Source organism: Luteimonas colneyensis, assembly GCF_014836665.1.
GTDB lineage: Bacteria > Pseudomonadota > Gammaproteobacteria > Xanthomonadales > Xanthomonadaceae > Luteimonas > Luteimonas colneyensis.
Map to the genome: position 1 here is coordinate 1 of NZ_JACSQJ010000010.1, position 16684 is coordinate 16684.

Consider the following 16684-nt stretch of genomic DNA (forward strand, 5'->3'; position numbering starts at 1 on the left):
CAGAGCCGGCCATGGATGGCCGGCGGCCGGAAGTGGGAGCAGGACAGCGCAGATTCCGGCTGGGCATCCCCCCTGCGCCCGCACCGGGCCGCCGCAGCCCAAAAAACACCAACGCGAACATCCCCCCGATTGGGAGAAGAACCAAAAAAAGGGGCGCCCGCGAACGGACGCCCCTGTCCCCACCCCGGGGCGAGCGCGGTCAGAACTCGGTCGAGATGCTGAACGAGTACGAGACGCCCGGGTCGTAGCGCAGCACGTGGATCTTCTGGCCGCCGCCGCCCTCGATGTACTCGTCGACCTCGGTATCGAGGAGGTTGCGGGCCGCGAGGCCCAGCGTCACCGGGGTTTCGCCGAAGCGAATGGTCTTGCGCAGCACGAAGTCCAGGGTCAGGCCCGGCTCTTCCATCAGGTCCTGGCGCAGGTTGTTGCCGCGGGCCGAGATGCGCTCGCTGACGTAGTTGGCGACCAGCGTCGCCTGCAGGTCCTTGTCGGTGTTCTCGACGCCGAACTGCAGGTTGGCGATGTGCTCCGACTGGCCCTGCAGCGAGCTGCCGTCCAGGATCAGGCTGCGCGCCGGCTGGGTGATGCCGATGCCGCTGTCGAGCGCCACGGTGTCGCCCTCGTCTGCGTTCACCTCGGACTGCGTCCAGGTGTAGTTCGTGGCCAGGTAGAGGCGGTTGCCGTCCCACCAGTCGGCCGCGAACGCCGGGTCGAAGTACTTCTTGAACTCCAGCTCCGCGCCGTACACCGTGGCCTCGGGCGCGTTGACGAAGGTCTGCCACAGGGCGTCGCCGCCGCCGGTGAACATGATCGCCTCGATCGGCTTGTCGATCTGCTTGTAGAACAGGCCGGCGGTGAAGTACTCGCCCGAGCCGAAGAACCACTCGTAGCGCGCGTCGAGGTTGGTCAGCTCGCTGTCGACCAGGTAGGGGTTGCCGTAGAGCTGGCGGTCCTTGTCGGGGTCGGTGTAGAGCTGAGGCGAGAGCTCGCGGAACTGCGGGCGCGCGATGGTCTGCGAGGCGCCGAAGCGGAGCTGGCGGTTGTCGGCCAGGTTCCAGGTCAGGGTCAGCGCGGGTAGGATGTAGTCGTTCTCCAGCGGCGCGATCGCGCCCGCGCGGGCACCGGTGTAGATGTCGTACGGATGCACCGCCTGGGTGGCGTCCTCGTAGCGCAGGCCGAAGGTGCCGCGCAGGTTCGGCGTGATCTCGCCCTCCACCTGTACATAGGTGCCCAGCACCTTGAGCGTGGCGTCGTAGGCGGCCTGGCCGCCGAGGCCGGTGGTCTCCTCCAGGCGAAGCCAGCCCTGGCTCAGGTTGTAGTCGGAGAACAGGTAATCGGGGCGCTGGTACGGGAAGTAGAAGGGCAGCTCGGCGCCGTTGCCGGGGCCGTCGCCGGCGAAGAAGCGGAACTCGCGCGACCAGGCGTTGCGGTCGTTGTCCATGTAGGACGCGCCGGCGAGCAGGGTGAGGTCGCGTTCGATCGGCAGGCGCCAGCTCAGGTCGACGCCGCCGCTGGCGACCTCGTCCTCGACGCCGCTGAAGCGGGTGTAGTTCTCCTGGTTGCGCACCGAGTAGGCCCAGTAGCCGTCGCCCTCGTCGCGGAAGCCGATCTGCTTCTCGTAGGGCACGTCGCGGGTCGCGCGCGCCCAGGCGGCGCGCCATTCGACCTTGACGTCGCCGTACTCGCCGAACTCGTGCTTGCCGCTGACCTGGTGGTTGACCATCTCGCGCTCGAACCAGCGGGTGTCGTCCTCGCGATAGCCGTAGCCGGAGACGTAGTCCATGCCGGCGCGGCTGCGCGCTTCCTTGATGGTGTCGTGCACGTACAGGGTGGTCAGGTCGATGCGGTGGGTGCCCCACTCGTAGCCGACGCCGAACAGGCCGTTGACGCGCGCGTTGTTGCGCGTGGTCAGGAACTCGTAGTCCTTGGCGTAGGACAGCGTTTCGCTGTTGTCGCCGAGGAACACGCCCTGTTCCTGGTCGCCGAAGATCGTCCGCCACTCATTGTCGAAGCCAGCCACGGCGATGAAGCCGATGCGGGCGTCGTCGCCCATGTCGCCGGACCAGCCGGCGCTGACGCCGAAGTTGACGTCGGGGTCGATGCTGTCGTTTTCCTGCAGCAGGTTGAGGTTGGCGTTCTCGAAGCTGCGGCCGATGCGCGCGAGCTCCTCGTTGCTGAAGTTGGTGCGGTCGATGCGCTTGCCGGTGGCCATCGCGTCCTGGAGCGCGCGCGGCATCTTGCGGGTGCCGTCGTCATAGCCCCAGAAGTCGTCGTCGCCGCCGTAGTAGGTCAGGCCCTTCTCGCCGGTGGTGGCGCTGTTGAAGCCGCCGCCCACGCTGAGCTTGAGGAACGGCTCGGCGGGGATGTTGAGCGTCTGCAGGTCCACCACGCCGCCGCCGAACTCGCCCGGGTAGCGCGCCGAGTAGGTCTTCTGCACGGTCATGCCCTCGAGGGCCTCGGCCGGGAACAGGTCCAGCGGCACGACGCGCTGCATCGGCTCGGGGCTGGGCAGGGGCGAGCCGTTGAGCAGCGCCGAGGAATAGCGCTCGCCGAGGCCGCGGACATACACGAACTTGTCGCCGACGATGCTCACGCCGGACACCCGCTGCAGGGCGTCGGCGGCATCGGAGTCGCCGGTGCGCACGAAGTCCTCGCGGGTCACGAACGAGGCGACCTCGGCGGTCTGCAGCATCGGCTCGGGGATGTACTCGCCACGCACCTCGACGGCGTCGAGCTGGACGGCCTGGTCGCCCTCCGCGGCCGGCTGGGCGGCGCTGGCGGCCGACTGCGCGATCGTGGCGTGCACGATCGTGGCCTGGGACGGCACCGTGGCCTGGCCGCCGGGCACGTCGTGCTGCTGGGCCCAGGCGCCCTGGCAGGCGAGGAGGGTGGTGATCGCGACGGACAGGCCGCTGCGTGTCGGGGTGCGCTTCATAGTGGGACCTTGGGCTGTGCGGGAACGGGGCCGTGCATATAGGGAGGGGCGGCCCGGTGGGCCGCCCCTTGCTGGAGCGTCAGGCCCGGTCAGCAGGGCGTGTCGGCGGTCAGGCCGCAGGTCCAGCCCTGCCACCAGGTGTCGTTCGCATCCTTCACGCCGCCGATGTAGTCCACCTGCTGCAGGAAGGGATGCTTGCCGGGCAGGTTGGCGGCCGCCGGTACGGCGGTTTCGTTGGCGCCGTTGACGAACACGCTGGTCAGGGTCGAGTTGCCGGCCACGGTGTTGACGCCCGCGGTGAAGGCGGCCTCGGCGGCGTCGTTGTTGAAGTTGTTCGGGCAGGCGAAGAACACCGACTCGAGGGTGGCGGTGCTGCCGCGCTCGGGGGTCTCGACGCTGAGGCAGGTCAGGCCCTTGCCGGTGCCGCCCGGCTTGCGGGTCACCACGGTGTTGTAGATTTCCGCGCGCGAACCGAGGTTCACGGTGAAGCCCGAGCCGTTGCCGCTGCTGCCGCCGGCGCGGCCGACGTAGGTGAAGTTGGCGACGTGCGGGTTCGAGTACTGCCCGGCGGTGAGCGGGATCGTGTTGCTGCTGTTGGTGCCCGACCACTCGTTCATGTTGTCGCCGGTGCTGTCGCGCTGGACCACGATGCCGAACTGCACCGCACCGCTCCACATGGAGTCGATGTCGAGGCTGTCGTCGCTGGCGCCGGTGACCACGATGCGACGGCCGTTGACCGTGCCGCCGAAGATCTCGATGCCGTCGTCGGAGCTGTTGTGGACCTGCACGTACTCGATGGTGGTGCCGCTGCCGACGCCGCCCATGGTCAGGCCCTGGAGCTCGTTGCCGCCGGAGAAGGCGAAGCCCGAGTAGCGGATCTGCATGTACTGCACGGTGCCGGAGTTGTCGGTGGCCGAGTTGCCGCCGTACATGCCCAGGTCGCCGCCCTCGATGCGGGTCTCGCACTGCGCGGTGCCAGGCTGGAAGTCGCCGATGCAGGTGTTGACGGGCGCGCGGCCGGCCAGCACCAGGCCGCCCCAGCGGCCTTCGGTCTCGGCGGTGGCGCCGCCTTCGACGTCGATCTTCGCGGTCATGATGATCGGCTCCTCGGCGGTGCCGAGCGCGTAGATCTTCGAACCGCGGTTGACGACCAGCGCGTCGGGACCGGCCGAGGCGTACAGGGTCACGCCGGCCTCGATGTTGAGGATGCCTTCACGGGCACCGGCGCGCGGCGCGGCGGCGTCGCCACCCATGTCCTCGCCGACGTGCACCGCGCCATTGATGGCGTAGACGGTGCCGGCGGCCTTGGGCACGGTGAGCTCGCCGATGATGCGCTCGGGCAGTTCGCAGGCGCGGAAGTCTGCGATGGTGCCGATGTTGCGGAAGCCTTCCGGGCAGGACGCGGCGGGGCCCGACGGCGGCGGTTCGCTCGGCGGCGGCGCGGCCGGGGGCGGGTTCGACGGCGGCGGCGCGGCCGGGGGCGGCGGCGGGAACGCGCCTTCGCCCGGCGAGGCGACGCGGTCGGCGCCGTTGCCGCCGCAGGCGCTCAGCGCGAGCACCGCGCCGAAAGTCATGAGAAGGGCCTTGGAACTGTGGCGCGTGGACATCGTTGGTCTCCGGGAGGAAAGGTGCGCGGACGCAGCGATGGAACCGCGGCCCGGCGCGCCCTGTGTCGGGCGGCGTCCGCTGCGTTCCGGATGAATCGGCGATGAAGGCTAGTGGCCTTGCGTGACAGCTTTCTTGCACGCGGATGGCACCGACGTGCGGCTGTCACATGCGACGGATTCGCGACGGCTGGATGTCGGTTGTCATCCGCGCGTCATGCGCGACAGGCCTGCTGGCAGTCCCTTTGCGAACCCTGCGGATCGAATGGATGGACAGCCCCGGGATCGATGCCGGACTCATGCAGTGGCTGCTTGAGCGCGTGCGCTCGGGGGCGTCACCCGAGGCGGTGCTCGCGGCCATGGTCGAGCGCGGCTGGGATGGCGACGCCGCCGCCGCGGCCCTGGAGTCGGCGATGCGCGGGCACCTGTCGGATCACGCGCGCGAGCACGGACTGCCGGCGCCCGAGCGCGTCCCCTGTCCGGTGGAGATGAACGGCGCATCGGTCATCGACGCCGGCGACCGCCGGGTCACCGTGCTGGCCAACATGCTGCATCCGCGCGTGGTGGTGTTCGGTGGCGTGCTGGCCGACGACGAATGCGATGCGCTGGTGGCGATGGGGCGCGAGCGCCTGCGGCCGTCGCCGGTGTTGGACATGGAGACCGGCGTCGACGCGGTGCACGCGAGCCGCACCAGCGACGGCATGTTCTTCCGCCGCGGCGAGAACGCGCTGTGCGAGCGCATCGAGCGCCGGCTCGCCGCGCTGGTCGAGTGGCCGCTGGAGAACGGCGAGGGCCTGCAGCTGCTGCGCTACGGCCCGGGCGCCGAGTACCGGCCGCATTACGACTACTTCGATCCGTCGCGCCCCGGCGCCGCGAAGACCCTCGCCCGCGGCGGGCAGCGCGTGGCCTCGATCGTGATGTACCTCAACACCCCGGAGCGGGGCGGTGCGACCACCTTCCCGGACGCGCGCTTCGAGGTCGCCGCGGTCAAGGGCAATGCCGTGTTCTTCGCCTACGACCGGCCACATCCCATGACCGGCAGCCTGCACGCCGGTGCCCCCGTGGTGGCCGGGGAAAAATGGGTGGCGACGAAGTGGCTGCGCGTGGGTCGCTACGACTGATCGACCGTTCGTCTGGCTGTAGATACCGACCGTCATGCGTGGCGGTGTTTGTCATGGTGCTGTAACCCACCAGCGGTCCGCGCGTAGTGAGATCAGGTCATCAACGACTTGGCGCCTGGCGCGGGAGCACCATCATGCAGCGGATCGCAGCTTCACTTCTTCTCGGCTTCGCACTGCCGTATGCGGCGCTCGCCTCGGACGCGGGCGCGGTCCACGCGACGCAACAGGTCTACACCTATGCGATCGAGCTCGGGGCCGACGGCCGCGTCACGGACGTGTCCGCGCACGGCCCCGTGCCCGGGACCGCGGGCGATGCGCTCGCCCGCGAGGCGCGTGGCTGGGTGTTCAGTCCGGCGCCATCGGGCGATGCGGCCGGCACCCGCACCTACCTGCGCGTGGTGGTCGACGAGTCGGCCGACGGCAGCTGGCGCGTGGTTTCGGCCACCACCGGGCCGGCGCTTGCCGCCATGACCCCGCCGGCGTACCCGATGCGCGACCAGCTCGCCGGCCACGAGGGCATGGTGGTGCTGCGGCTGCAGGTGGGCGCCGACGGCCGCGTGCAGGACACCGACGTGCACGCGGCCACGGGCTCGGTCTCGCGGGCGATGGCGCAATCGGCCGAGGAGGCTGCGCGCGCCTGGCGCTTCTCGCCCGAGCAGGTGGCCGGCCGGGCCGTGCCGTCGACCCTGCTGTGGCCGGTCTGCTACCTCGGCCCGGCGTCGTCGGTCTCGGCCTGCAGCTGGACCGGCCCCGACGCGCAGCGCTTCTCGAGCAAGACCGTGCTGCCGCTGGATCCGAGCGTGACCGTCAACTGGACCGCCGCGCGCTGATCCACGGCGCGCGCGAGGTCACCCCGGCATCGCGCCGGGCGTCTTGTCCGGATACGTGCAGAGATCGCGGATCACGCAGGCCGGGCACTCCGGCCTGCGTGCCTTGCAGACATAGCGGCCGTGCAGGATCAGCCAGTGGTGCGCGTCGTGCAGGTAGCCGGCGGGCACCCGCCTGAGCAGCCGGTCCTCGACCGCGCGCACGTCCTTGCCGTGGGCCAGGCCGGTGCGGTTGGACACGCGGAAGATGTGCGTGTCCACCGCCATCGTCGGCTGGCCGAAGGCGGTGTTGAGCACCACGTTGGCGGTCTTGCGGCCCACGCCGGGCAGGGCCTCGAGCTCCTCGCGCGTGCGCGGCACTTCGCCGCCGTGGCGTTCGATGAGCAGCTTCGCCATCGCCACCACGTTAGCGGCCTTGGCGTTGTAGAGGCCGATGGTGTTGATGTACGGCTTCAGCCCGTCCTCGCCCAGCGCGGCGATGGCCGCCGGCGTGTTGGCCACCGGGAACAGCCGCCGCGTCGCCTTGTTGACGCCGACGTCGGTGGCCTGCGCCGACAGCGTCACCGCGACCAGGAGTTCGTAGGGCGAGCCGTATTCCAGCTCGGTCACCGGCTTCGGGTTGAGCTCCGACAGCCGCGCGAACATCTCCTCCACGTGTGCGTTGGGCATCACCCGGCCGCGCCGCTCGCGCGCGGCACTCATGCGCTGCTTCCGCCTGCGCGGGCCCTGGCGCGTGCAAGCGCAGCGGCGGCCACCGCGGGCAGGGCGGGGCGCTGGCCACTGCCTGCATCCGCCGTCGCGGAGCCCGTGCCGGCTGCAGGTGCGGCCGGCGGCTGCCGGGCCGCGCGCGCACTCGCGCGCTCGCGTTCGATCCGCTGGAGCCGTGTGGCGCGCGCGCGATGGCGTTCGCGCGCGGCCCAGGCGGCGAGCAAGCGGTCGCGCGCCTCCACCAGCGCCGCGTTCTGCGCAGGCGCGAGCGCGTCGAGCGGCCGGAACCCCGCCAGTCCGGCCGTGATCGCGGCATCGACGTCGTCCCCGTGCAGCAGCGCGAGGATCCGCCGCGCCTGCGCCGCATCCGGTGCGGCGACCGGGCGTGGATCGGCCATCGGCCGGCTCAACGGTTCCGGAACGCCGGCTTGCGGCGCTCGAGGAAGGCGGTCATGCCCTCGCGCGCGTCCTCGGTGGCGAAGGCCAGCCCGAACTGCGCGCTCTCGTATTCCAGGCCGTCGTCGATCGCGCATTCGCCGCCGACGTGGATGGCGTCGAGGATGCCGCGCATCGCCAGCGGCGCTTGGCCGGCCAGCGTCGCCGCGAATGCCATGGTGTGCGACTCGAGTTCCGCGGCGGGCACGACGCGGTTGACCAGGCCCAGTGCCAGCGCACGCGCGGCGTCGACCGGTGCACCGGTCAGCGTCATCTCCAGCGCCGCGGCGCGGCCGACCAGGCGCAGCAGGCGCTGGCTGCCGCCGAAGCCGGGCAGCAGGCCCAGCGTCACCTCGGGCAGGCCGAGCTTCGCGCTGTCGGACGCGATGCGCAGGTGGCAGCACATGGCCAGTTCCAGGCCGCCCCCCAGCGCGAAGCCGTTGACCATCGCGACCACCGGCTTGGGCATGCGCTCCATGCGCCGCATCAGGCGCTGGCCGACCAGCGAGAAGTCGCGGGCCTGGACCGCGCTCAGGCCCGACATCTCGGCGATGTCGGCGCCGGCGACGAAGGCCTTCGCACCCGAGCCGGTCAGCACCACCGCGCGCACGTCGTCGTCGGTCGCGGCGGCGTCGAAGGCGGTCTGCAGGGCTTCGAGGGTGGCCCGGTTCAGCGCATTCAGCTTGTCGGGGCGATGGACGGTGACGACGCGGACGGCGCCGTGGTCGGCAATGAGGACGGGGTCTGGCATGGAATCGCTCGTGTTCGGGGCCGATGCGGGAACTTCCGCGTGCGGATGGGGTCGGAGGCTGCGGTGTCAGTGGCGGTTAAGCCGTGGCCCCAGTATCCTAACGTGTCCACACCGGGCGGCCAGTCCGTCCGCACGCATCCCGGACACACCCAACTGCAATCCCGGAGAGTCCCACGAATGAAGTTGCGCCTGCTCGCTGCCGCCCTTGCGGCCACCACCCTGGTCGCCGGCACGGCCTCCGCCCAGGACACCACTTCCGAGAAGGGGAAGCTCAGCTACGCGATCGGTTACAACACCGGCGCCGAGCTCGCCGAGCTGACCGAGCGCGGTGAGGCCGTCGACGTCAACACCGTCATCAAGGCGCTGCAGGACGCGTACGGCAAGAAGGAGCCGACCGTCCCGGTCGACCAGCTGCGCACCGCGGTCGAGAACATGCAGAAGCGCCAGCAGGCCAAGATGGAGGCCGAGTTCCGCCAGCTCGCCGCCGCCAACAAGACCGCCAGCGACAGCTTCCTGGCCCAGAACAAGGCCAAGGCCGGCGTGCAGACGCTGCCCAGCGGCGTGCAGTACCGCGTGATCGAGACCGGCAACGGCGCCAAGCCGACCCAGGCCAGCGACGTGCAGCTGACCTACAAGGGCTCGCTGCCCGACGGCACCGTGCTGGTGGACACCAACCAGGTGCCGCAGGGCCAGACCCCGGGCCCGGTGTCGCTGAAGGTCAGCCAGGTCCCGCTCGAGGGCCTGCGCGAGGCGCTGCTGCAGATGCCGGCCGGCTCGCGCTGGGAAGTCGTGATGCCCGGCGACAAGGCCTACGGGTCCGACATCCGCGCCGGCCGCATGGCCAACCAGGCCGTCGTGTTCGACGTCAAGCTGGTCAGCGTCAAGTGACCACGGGGCGCCGCCGGCGCCCCAGCACTCCTGCGCGGTCCACGCCGCGCAACGCTCCACGGACGCGCCGGCCTCGTGCCGGCGCGTTCGCGTCTGCAACCCGGAACGACCCGGAGGCGGGATGAACACCGGAGTCCGCGCCGTGCAGAGCCCCTGCATCGGCGTCTGCACCCTCGATCCGGACGGCCTGTGCGACGGCTGCCTGCGCACCGGCGCCGAGATCGCCGGCTGGCTGGCGATGGACGACGCACAGCGCGAGGACCTGATGGAACGCGTGCTGCCCGCGCGCGAGGCGCAGCGCGGCCGCTGATGGCGCCGGACCTGGCCGACGTCGCGCTGCAGGCCGCGCTGGAGCCACCGGACGCGGTGCCGGCGGGCCCGGCCTGGAACCTCGACGAACTGCGCGACATGCTGCCCGCGCGCGCGGCGCTGGCCGACGCGGCGGTGCTGGTGCCGCTGATGGACGACGGCGGCACCCGCGTGATCCTGACCCGCCGCCACGACGGCCTGCGCCACCACGGTGGCCAGGTGAGCTTCCCCGGCGGGCGCGTGGACCCGGGCGATGCCGGCCCGCTGGCCGCCGCGCTGCGCGAGGCCGAGGAGGAGATCGGCCTGCCGCGCCGCGCCGCCCGCGTGCTCGGCTATCTCGATCCGCTGGCCACGATTTCCGGCTTCCGCGTGCTGCCGGTGGTGGCGCGCGTGCCGGCGGGCTTCGTGCCGCGGCCGCAGCCGGGCGAAGTGGCGGAGGTCTTCAGCCTGCCGCTGTCGTGGCTGATGGCGCCCGAGAACCTGGATCGCATCGCGATCACCTTCGGCGGCCGCGAGCGCCACGTCTTCGAGTACCAGCGCCACCAGGCCGCCCCCGACCAGCGGGTCTGGGGCGCGACCGCCTCGATCCTGTACAACCTGCGCCAGCGCCTGCTGGCCGCCGGAGGCCTGCCATGACCCGATCGACCGGATGGACCACCCTAGTCGCGCCCAGTGCGCTCGCGGCGGCGCTGGGCGATCCGCTGCTGGTGGTGCTGGACGCGCGCTTCTCGCTGGCCGATCCGTCTGCCGGCGAGGCCGCCTGGCGCGAAGCGCGCATCCCGGGCGCGCGTCATGTGCACCTGGATCGCGACCTGTCCGGTGCGCACGTGCCGGGCGCCGGCCGCCATCCGTGGCCGGACGCGACGGGCTTCGGGCGCATGCTCGCGGCCCGCGGCATCACGCCCGCGCACCAGGTCGTCGTCTACGACGCCGCCGACGGCGCGTTCGCGGCGCGCGCATGGTGCCTGCTGCGGCTGGCTGGACATGCGGATGTCGCGGTGCTCGACGGCGGCTTCGAGGGCTGGCGTTCGCTCGGGCTGCCGCTGGACGATGCCGCGCCGGTGCCGGAGGCCGCCGCTGTCGCACCGTATCCCGCGGACTGCGAGCGCGCGCGCCTGTTCGATGCCGCGCGCGTGCGTGGGCACCTCGCGCAAGGCGGCCTGCTGCTCGACGCCCGCGCCGGGGAACGCTTCCGCGGTGACGTGGAGCCGATCGACGCCCGCGCCGGCCACGTGCCCGGCGCGGTGTCGCGGCCGTATGCCTGCAACCTCGCCGACGGCCGCTTCAAGCCGGCCGACGTGCTGGCCGGAGAGTTCGGGCCGCTGTTGGGCGAGGCGGGCGCGCCGGGCGCGGTGGTGATGTGTGGCTCCGGCGTGACCGCCTGCCACCACCTGCTGGCGATGGCCCACGCCGGGCTGGAGGGGGCCGGCCTGTACACCGGCTCGTGGAGCGGCTGGATCGAGGATCCTGCCCGCCCGGTGGTCACCGGGCCGGACTGAGTACCGCCGCGCAGCCCGCTGCCGGCTGCTGGCAGCGCGCCTACTTGCCCAGGCGCGCCACCAGCGCGCGCAGACCGGCCTGGGTATCGGGATCGTTCCAGGCGTCGACGAAGGTGTCGATGTCGATGTTCGCGGGGTCCAGCGCGGCGCGCAGGTCGGCGCGTGCGATGGCGCGCGTGCGCAGCACCGGTGCGGAGGGCAGGGCGAGCAGGGCGTCCAGCCACGCGATCGCGCGCGCGACGACGTCATCGGGCGCGGCGAGTTCGTCGACCAGGCCGATGTCGAGCGCGCGCGCGCTGTCGACCAGTTCGCCCGTCACCAGCAGCAGCCCGGCGCGATGGCCGCCCACCGCGCGCCGCATCAGGTGCTGGATGCCGTCGGGCGCGACCAGGCCCACCTGGGTTTCGTTGAGGCCGATGCGGAACGGCCCGTCGGCCATCACCCGGTAGTCGCAGCACAGCGCGAGCACGCAGCCGCCGGCCGGCGAGTGGCCGGTGATCGCCGCGACCACGGGCACCGGCGAGGCCGCGATCGCGCGCGCGGCATCGAGGAATGCGGTCCAGGCCGCGCCCACCGCCTCGCGCGACTCCAGCGTCAGCAGGTGCGGCACGTCGAGGCCGGCCGAGAACACCTTTCCGCCGGACAGCACGATGCCCCTGGCACCCGACGCCACCGCCGCCTCCACCGCCTCCGCGATGCCCGCGCACAGCGCAGGGTCGAGGGCGTTGACCGGCGGACGCGCGAGTCGCAGCTCGCGGATGGCGCCGTGTTCGATCGTCTCGATGGATGCGGTCATGCGTTTGCCGGGGGCCGTGGTGTGGGTGGCTATCATAGGCGCATGCACGAGACCGCCCGCTTCCTGCCCGCCGCCTTCCTGACGCTGCTGCTCCTGGCCCCCGTATCGCAGGCAGCTGCGTCCGGTCCCGCGGGCGCCGACGCCGACGCCGGCTGCGTGCCCCACATCGCCGAAGGCTGGCTGCGCGCGCCGCCGATGCCGATGCCGATGATGGCCGGCTTCGCGCGGGTGGTGAATCCGTGCGCGGGCGAGGTCGTGGTGACCGGCGCGCGCAGCGATGCGTTCGCCGCGGTGGAGCTGCACGAGACCCGTGTGGTCGACGGCGTCAGCCGCATGCGCGCGGTGGCCACGCTGCCCGTGGCCGCGGGCGGTGAAGCCGTGCTGCGCCCTGGCGGCCTGCATCTCATGCTGATGCGCCCGGTCTCGCCGCTGGCGGAGGGCGACGTGGTGCGCGTCGAACTGGTGCTGGCCGACGGCCGCGGCATCGCAGCCGATTTCCCGGTGCGCGCACCGGCGGCGCGCTGACCGCTGCCCGGCACCGCGCTGGCGACGGGCGGCGCACTGTTTCATCGATGAAACATCCGCCGGCGACTGTGCCGGCATGCGGTTCCGCGCGCCGGAGCGCGGCTCGCGTGCCTGCTGGCGGGCATTCCGGCGCGTGGCTGGATGCTTCGTCGCGCAGGCCTGTTTCAGCACTGCGACGTTTTCCCGCCCGCATCGCCGCGCGGACGGTCGACATCCCGATGCCCGCCCGGGCCGCCGCTTGAAAACATCGGTGGATCAATGGCTTGCACGCGTCCCGGCGGGCTGGCACCAAACCTGCGTAATCGTCCTGGCTACGGCCTGCAGCCCCCCTTCCCCCCGCAGGCCGGCGCGACTATCCCCCAGGAGAACGACGATGCGCATCCGCAAGAGCATGTTGGCCGCCGCCGTGGTACTTGGCATGGGCCTGTCCGCCCAGGCATGGGCCCAGGACAATACCCAGAACGAGCGCGGCGCAGGCGACAACAACGCGAGCAATACCGAAGACAACAGCAGCGGCGACGCCCGCGACAACGCCGGCCTCGCCGACGCGTCCGGTGCCTCGGCCGCGTCCGCCAACAACGGCAGCGCCGCCAGCACGAGCATCGCCAGCTCGTTCAACACCAGCACCGCCGTGGCGACCACCAGCCTCAGCGCCTCGGTCTCCGGCAACGGCGTGCAGGTGATGGGCAACATCGCCACCAACAACGGCAGCGCCGACGGCGGCGCGGGCGGCGCGGCCCTGGGTGGCCTGGCGCTCGGCGCCGGCGGTTCGGGCGGCGATGGTGGCGACGGTGGCGACGCCGGCGCGGCCAGCCAGCGCGATGGCGACGCCGCGGCGTCCGGATGGGCCGGGACGCAGGGGGCCTCGTCGGCCGGTTCCTCGGCCAGGGCAGCTGCCGATGGCGACGTCGGCGATGGCGACCTGGGCTGGGCGGATTCCGACGCCACGGCCACTGCGGGCGACGCCACGGCGTCGGCCGACGGAACGACCAGCGGTGGCGACACCGCGGCGGACAACTCCGGCGGCAGCGGCGACGCCACGGCCACGGCCGGTCGCGGTGGTTATGGTGGCCGCGGCGGCGACGGCGCCGCGTCGGGCGGTGCGGCGACGGGTGGTGCGGGCGGGGCCGGCGGATCCAGCTGGGCCCACGGCGGCGCCTTCGACATGTCGAACTCGATGGACGGCTCGGCCAACGCGGCCGCCGGCATCATGGTGCTGGCGCAGAACAGCGGTGCGACCTCGCTCATCCAGCAGGGCGTGACCGTGCAGGCCAACCTCAACGTCGGTCCCTGAGGGGTCCGGGAACAGGCGCGCGCCGCGGCTCCGCCCGCGGCGCATCGCCAGGGAGGGAGCGCCATGCCTGTCATCGTGATCCCGGTCATCGCCGGCGTGCTCGCGCTGGCATCGCCACCGGGCGAACCCGCGCCGGTCGAGGGCTTCGGCCAGGCACTCGCCGGGCCGGCGCTCGAAGCCATGCGCGGGGGCGAGTCGGTGGACACGGTCATCGTGGACGTCGACAACACCGGCAACGTCGACGGCAACAGCGCCGTCGGCACGGTCGGTGGACCCAATACCGTCACCGGGGGTGCCTTCGGCAACGCCGCGGGCATCAATACCGTGATCCAGAACAGCGGTGCCAACGTCCTGATCCAGAACGGCACCGCGGTGAACGTGCGGTTCGGCGGGGGCGGTCCGTGACCCAGCGCCGCGCCGCGGCATGGACGTCGCTGCTGGCCGCCTGCCTGGCATGGCGGGCGGCCGCGCCGGACGCGGCGCATGCCTCCACGGCCGAGGTGCGCGTACCGCACGGCGGCAGCTATGCGGTGCCGGTGACCAGCCTGAAGGCCGCGCGCTACCGCACCACCGTGCCGCAGCAGCACGACTTCAGCTGCGGCTCGGCCGCGGTGGCGACGCTGCTGACCTTCCAGTACGGGCATCCGGTCGGAGAGGCCGAGGTGTTCCGCCACATGTACGCGCGCGGCGACCAGGCGCGGATCCGGCGCGAGGGCTTCTCGCTGCTGGACATGCGCGCCTACCTCGAGGCGCAGGGCTATTCCGCGGACGGCTTCGAGGTGCCGCTCGACCGCCTGCTCGAGGAAGGCCTCCCGGCGATCGTGTTGCTCAACGACCGCGGCTACCGCCACTTCGTGGTGGTCAAGGGCATGCGCGCCGGGCGTGTGCTGGTCGGGGATCCGGCGCGCGGCACGCGCCTGCTGCCCCGGCGCCAGTTCGACCGCCTGTGGGACAACCGCGTGCTGTTCGTGGTCCACAACCGCCGCGAGCTCGCGGCCTTCAATGATCCGCGCGACTGGCGGCTGGCGCCGCTGGCGCCGCTGGCCGATGCCATCCAGCGGCAGGGGCTGCAGGACGTGGTCCTGGGCCGGCGCGGACCCGGGGACATCTGACGTGAAGACTCCCGAGGCAAGGCGCATGGGATGGCAGCTGCTGGTGACGCTGCTGCTGGCGATGGCGGCCGTGGGCTGGTCGTCGCCATCGGGCGCGGCCGAACCGGCGCTGCCCGCGGGCTGGACGGCGATCGCGCCGGAGCGGCTGGACGCGATGCGAGGCGGATACGCGTTGCCGTCGGGCCTGGTGGTGTCGTTCGGCTTCGAACGCCAGGCCTGGGTGAACGGCGAGCTGGTGTCCGCGGTCCGCGTCGACATCCCCGACGTCGAGCGCATGAGCGAGGCGCAGGCCCGCGAGCTCGCGCTGTTGCAGCAGGGGCAGCTGGTGCAGGTCGGCCCCGGCAATGTGCATGCGGCGACGGGTGGCGCCGGGCTGGTGATCCAGAACAGCCTGGATGGTGCGAGGATCAACGTCCAGACCACGGTCGATGCCGGCAGCAGCGCACTGGGGCTGCTGCAGGCGATGAATTTCAGCGACGCCCTCGGCCGCGCCGGCCTTGGTCCGGCGGGTTCGCCGTGACGGCGGCGGCTGGCGCCTGGCCGGGACGGACGCTGCTGGTCGCGGCGCTCGCGCTCCCGCTGCCGGCATGGACCCAGGACGCTGGACCGGGAGTGGCCGCGCACGAGGCGCGGATCCAGGCCCTCGAGGCGAAGCTCGACGCGCAGGCGCGCCAGATCCAGGACCTGCGCGACTACGTGCAGGGCCAGCGGCTCGGCTGGGACGAGGCCGCGGACATCGACGCCACGCGGCTGGGCGAGCTGCGCGCGCGCGGCGCGGCCGGCGCGGCGCTGCCCGCGGGGCCTTCGATGGCGGCCGCGGCCGTCGCCGCGCAGTCCGCGGACGACCGTCCCGTGCCCGTGGGCCAGGCGCCGGTGGAATCGACGCGTCCGCCGGAAATCGCGCAGATCTTCGACCAGCCGGGCGTGCTGACCCCGCGCGGAACCCTGGTGCTCGAACCGTCGCTGCAGACCGGCTACTACTCCAACGACCGCGTCGCGCTGATCGGCTACACCGTGATCCCGGCCATCCTCATCGGCCTGATCGACGTGCGCCAGGTGAAGACCACCAGCCTGTCGGTCGGCCTGGCCGCGCGCTACGGCCTCGCCAACCGCTTCGAGCTCGAGCTGAAGGTGCCGTACATGTACATCCGCGGCGACACCGTCAGCCGAGAGATCTTCACCGGTTCGGCCCAGGACAGCGTGTTCAGCGCCGACGGCAACGGGCTCGGCGACATCGAGATGACCGCGCGCTACCAGCTTCCGAACAAGGGCGCGGACCGCCCGTTCTACGTGCTCTGGCTGCGCTACAAGTCGCGCACCGGCGAGGACCTGTTCGAGGTCACCACCGACTGCGTCACCCGCTGCGTGGCCAACGCCACCGGCACCGGCCTGCCGCTGGAACTGCCGACCGGCAGCGGCTTCGCCTCGGTGCAGCCGGGCGTGACCTGGCTGTACGCCTCGGACCCCGTGGTGTTCTTCGGCAGCCTGAGCTACCTGCACAACTTCGCCCGCAAGGACGTCTCGCGCACCACGCTCACCGGCGCGCCGGAAGGCTTCCCGCAGACCACGACCGAGTACCTGGGCGAGGTCGACGCCGGCGACATCATCGGCTTCAACGTCGGCGTCGGGCTCGCGCTCAACGAGCGCGCCGCGATCAGCATCGGCTACGACCACAACATCGTGCAGCGCTCGCAGCAGAACGGCAGCGACCTGCCGGGCTCCGTCCGCGTGGTGCTGGGCACGCTGATGCTCGGCGGCACCTACCGCATCAGCGAACGCACCAGCCTGAACATCGCGCTGGGCGCCGGCATGACCCGCGACACGCCCGACGTCACCTTGGTCGCGCGCCTGCCGATCCGGTTCTGAATCCGCCCCGCGCG

General features: G+C 72.1%; 16 protein-coding genes and 1 pseudogene. 11 read left to right on the forward strand and 6 right to left on the reverse strand.

Features of this window, described 5'->3' with window-relative positions; genetic code table 11:
* Positions 1-199: 199 nt before the first annotated feature.
* Together H9645_RS13605 and H9645_RS13610 are read right to left on the reverse strand one after the other, a co-directional pair.
* The gene (locus tag H9645_RS13605; protein WP_191730229.1) at positions 200-2935 is read right to left on the reverse strand and encodes a TonB-dependent receptor domain-containing protein; all 2736 of its coding nucleotides are present in this window, start codon (positions 2933-2935) and stop codon (positions 200-202) included.
* A gap of 89 nt (positions 2936-3024) precedes the next feature.
* Positions 3025-4542 (reverse strand): hypothetical protein, encoded by a 1518-nt coding sequence (locus tag H9645_RS13610; RefSeq protein ID WP_191730230.1) that lies wholly within the window; start codon positions 4540-4542, stop codon positions 3025-3027.
* A 266-nt stretch (positions 4543-4808) separates the two neighbouring features.
* Here H9645_RS13610 and H9645_RS13615 point away from each other — a divergent pair, with 266 nt between their 5' ends.
* Positions 4809-5660 (forward strand): 2OG-Fe(II) oxygenase, encoded by an 852-nt coding sequence (locus H9645_RS13615; protein WP_191730231.1) that lies wholly within the window; start codon positions 4809-4811, stop codon positions 5658-5660.
* Positions 5661-5794: 134 nt separating this feature from the next.
* Positions 5795-6490 (forward strand): energy transducer TonB, encoded by a 696-nt coding sequence (locus tag H9645_RS13620; protein WP_191730232.1) that lies wholly within the window; start codon positions 5795-5797, stop codon positions 6488-6490.
* An 18-nt stretch (positions 6491-6508) separates the two neighbouring features.
* Here the strand turns inward: H9645_RS13620 and nth are convergent, their stop codons facing one another.
* From nth to H9645_RS13635, 3 genes are read right to left on the reverse strand one after another with little or no spacing between them, the layout of a single operon-like run.
* Positions 6509-7189 carry an endonuclease III gene (gene nth / locus H9645_RS13625; protein ID WP_191730233.1) on the reverse strand — a complete coding sequence of 227 codons (681 nt, stop codon included), beginning with the start codon at positions 7187-7189 and terminating at the stop codon, positions 6509-6511.
* Positions 7186-7593 carry a hypothetical protein gene (locus H9645_RS13630; RefSeq protein ID WP_191730234.1) on the reverse strand — a complete coding sequence of 136 codons (408 nt, stop codon included), beginning with the start codon at positions 7591-7593 and terminating at the stop codon, positions 7186-7188. Before H9645_RS13630 ends, nth begins: the two co-directional genes overlap by 4 nt.
* 8 nt (positions 7594-7601) lie before the next feature.
* Positions 7602-8381, reverse strand: a complete 780-nt coding sequence (locus H9645_RS13635) for an enoyl-CoA hydratase-related protein (protein WP_191730235.1) — start codon at positions 8379-8381, stop codon at positions 7602-7604.
* Between the two features lie 177 nt (positions 8382-8558).
* Between H9645_RS13635 and H9645_RS13640 the strand changes: the two genes are divergently transcribed.
* The 3 genes and pseudogenes from H9645_RS13640 to H9645_RS13650 all read left to right on the forward strand — a co-directional run bounded on the left by H9645_RS13640 (position 8559) and on the right by H9645_RS13650 (position 11077).
* Positions 8559-9269, forward strand: coding sequence for an FKBP-type peptidyl-prolyl cis-trans isomerase N-terminal domain-containing protein (locus H9645_RS13640; RefSeq protein WP_191730236.1), 711 nt, complete (start codon positions 8559-8561; stop codon positions 9267-9269).
* A 121-nt stretch (positions 9270-9390) separates the two neighbouring features.
* A pseudogene (locus tag H9645_RS13645) lies at positions 9391-10214 on the forward strand (NUDIX hydrolase).
* Positions 10211-11077: a sulfurtransferase gene (locus tag H9645_RS13650; RefSeq protein WP_191730237.1), complete on the forward strand. Its 867-nt coding sequence runs from the start codon at positions 10211-10213 to the stop codon at positions 11075-11077. The pseudogene H9645_RS13645 and the gene H9645_RS13650 overlap by 4 nt, the downstream one beginning before the upstream one ends.
* Before the next feature lie 40 nt (positions 11078-11117).
* Here H9645_RS13650 and H9645_RS13655 read toward each other — a convergent pair whose 3' ends face one another.
* Positions 11118-11873: an enoyl-CoA hydratase/isomerase family protein gene (locus H9645_RS13655; RefSeq protein ID WP_191730238.1), complete on the reverse strand. Its 756-nt coding sequence runs from the start codon at positions 11871-11873 to the stop codon at positions 11118-11120.
* A gap of 42 nt (positions 11874-11915) precedes the next feature.
* Between H9645_RS13655 and H9645_RS13660 the strand changes: the two genes are divergently transcribed.
* The 6 genes from H9645_RS13660 to H9645_RS13685 all read left to right on the forward strand — a co-directional run bounded on the left by H9645_RS13660 (position 11916) and on the right by H9645_RS13685 (position 16670).
* Positions 11916-12398 (forward strand): copper chaperone PCu(A)C, encoded by a 483-nt coding sequence (locus H9645_RS13660; protein ID WP_191730239.1) that lies wholly within the window; start codon positions 11916-11918, stop codon positions 12396-12398.
* A 373-nt stretch (positions 12399-12771) separates the two neighbouring features.
* Positions 12772-13692 (forward strand): hypothetical protein, encoded by a 921-nt coding sequence (locus tag H9645_RS13665; RefSeq protein WP_191730240.1) that lies wholly within the window; start codon positions 12772-12774, stop codon positions 13690-13692.
* A gap of 63 nt (positions 13693-13755) precedes the next feature.
* Complete coding sequence (locus tag H9645_RS13670; protein WP_191730272.1) at positions 13756-14097, forward strand: hypothetical protein; 342 nt, start codon at positions 13756-13758, stop codon at positions 14095-14097.
* On the forward strand, positions 14094-14804 hold the full coding sequence (locus tag H9645_RS13675; protein ID WP_318240552.1) for a C39 family peptidase: 711 nt from the start codon (positions 14094-14096) through the stop codon (positions 14802-14804). Before H9645_RS13670 ends, H9645_RS13675 begins: the two co-directional genes overlap by 4 nt.
* 25 nt (positions 14805-14829) lie before the next feature.
* Positions 14830-15324: a hypothetical protein gene (locus H9645_RS13680; RefSeq protein WP_191730241.1), complete on the forward strand. Its 495-nt coding sequence runs from the start codon at positions 14830-14832 to the stop codon at positions 15322-15324.
* On the forward strand, positions 15321-16670 hold the full coding sequence (locus H9645_RS13685) for an acetate kinase (RefSeq protein WP_318240553.1): 1350 nt from the start codon (positions 15321-15323) through the stop codon (positions 16668-16670). The genes H9645_RS13680 and H9645_RS13685 overlap by 4 nt, the downstream gene beginning before the upstream one ends.
* Positions 16671-16684 lie beyond the last annotated feature (14 nt).